This is a genomic window from Gracilimonas tropica DSM 19535, assembly GCF_000375425.1.
Classification (GTDB): Bacteria; Bacteroidota; Rhodothermia; order Balneolales; family Balneolaceae; genus Gracilimonas; species Gracilimonas tropica.
Window position 1 is genome coordinate 1 of sequence record NZ_AQXG01000039.1, and the last position, 1,815, is coordinate 1,815.

Here is a 1,815-nt window from a genome sequence, read left to right on the forward strand (position 1 = left end):
CGCGGACGTGCCGTTGGTTTCCAAAGTTGCTTGTTTAAAAATATTCACCGTTTATTAACTCATAATCTCCGCGCCCGTTATGCGCTGGGTCGTTAGGGCGCGTCAGGCGCATCACTTTCTGTCAAAATATGTGGGCTTCCAGCCGGTGGTAATTTTTTGGTCAGGTAGCAGGTTCGGGTCGTTGGTGTGGGTTGCCTCTTCTAAAGTTTTCCCAAGAGTCGGGGCGCCACGTGTTCGGTTCTAAATTTTTTGGCTTTAAGGCTGTGGCGCTTAGCTTTTTCGGCCATCCTTCGCGGGCTCTTTCCCGTGCGCCTGTCGCTTAGTTCCGGCATTTTTGGCTTGCAGGGCAGCGGTGGTTTTGTTCGTTTCGTGGCTAGTTTGGCTGTCTCGCCCTAACAATGCGTTTCAAAGCGGACGCGGACGAAGTTCGGTCAAACTTGTTTCTAAGGAATTAATTTCGCTACTTCAACTAAATCATAATCCCCGCGCCGTTTAAACGCTGGGTCGTTAGCCGTATTCCATAAATCTTAGCTTTTATGAATAAAAAAGAGAAAAAAATTATTCCATGTAAGCATTGTGGTGAACCTGCGGTAAGCGAATTTACCATGTTCTGTAAGCGGTGTTATGAAGTAAGATCAAAAGTTGATCAGTTAATGAAAAGTAATCCAGATGCAGCTTTGGATTTATTATTGGAAAAACTTGCCAAAATCACTGAGTTCAGAATTCGTAAACGAGATTATGAACACATAAAGAAACTTGACTACAAGCCCCTGAAATTTCCTGACCCAATTTCCAAAGCCCCAGCTGAGCTTAATGTAACAACTGCAAGTTTTTATACTATTCATCAGATAACCAGACATTCTGTATCTGGAGCTTATCACATTAAACTTTTAGAGGATATTGAGTTTCACAACCTAAAGAGAATGAGTGGTAGCTTACTTTGTAAAGGTTATTTTGATGACACTAAAAACGTTTATGAAACAGATCATGAGATTACGTGCAAGAAATGTTTAAGAATGGCTAAAAGCTTAGAAAGGAGAAAAATTTCTTTGAAGTATTTGTCAAAATCTGAAGCAAAAGAATTCACAGAAAAAGTAAACAAACAAATTTATGGGTATTAAAATACGGCTAACAAGGCGTTTTAAATCGGACGCGGACGGGGTTCGATGAAACTTGATTGCCAGGAATTAATTTTGCTACTTCAAAAGAAATCATAATCCCCGCGCCGTTTAAACGCCGGGTCGTTAGGTGCATACTAATGAAGAAATTGTCAAACCTTTTATCATCTTCTTTCTTCAGAGTAATCATTTGCTTCTTAGTACATGTGCTTTCATGGTACCCTTGGATAATCCTCTTAATGCATATAGAAGTCTTTGATGATAAAGGGTTTCTCGTAGTCATTGCTGCTCCAGGTGCCTTGCCAATAGCATTAGCATTAATTACGGTGACCGATATACTATTAAAAAGAATCAAATATCTTCGTGAAAGAACTGATATTTTCTTCGGAATTGAACTTACAATAAGCCTACTCTTATTCTATCCTGTTTTAGGTCTTGGATATAGAGCCTTAGGTATAATCGCTCCAATATTAGAATGGTAATAGCACCTAACAAAGCGTTTTAAATCGGACGCGGACGGGGTTCGATAGAACTTGATTGCCAGGAATTAATTTCGCTACTTCAACTAAATCATAATCCCCGCGCCGTTTAAACGCTGGGTCGTTATGTGCCCGGCCAGGCTTTCAGGTTTTGTGTGTTGATCGGAGCTTTTTTGCGGTTCGTGGCATTTAATTTCGTCCGGTGCGTTGTTTGTGGT

At 40.7% G+C, this 1,815-nt stretch carries 2 protein-coding genes; both read left to right on the forward strand.

Translation table 11 applies throughout. The features are described from left to right. Window positions 1–536: 536 nt before the first annotated feature. The gene (locus B151_RS19180) at window positions 537–1,121 is read left to right on the forward strand and encodes a hypothetical protein (RefSeq protein ID WP_020402241.1); all 585 of its coding nucleotides are present in this window, start codon (window positions 537–539) and stop codon (window positions 1,119–1,121) included. A 236-nt stretch (window positions 1,122–1,357) separates the two neighbouring features. Further along, window positions 1,358–1,600, forward strand: coding sequence for a hypothetical protein (locus B151_RS19185; RefSeq protein WP_020402240.1), 243 nt, complete (start codon window positions 1,358–1,360; stop codon window positions 1,598–1,600). The last annotated feature ends 215 nt before the right edge of the window (window positions 1,601–1,815 follow it).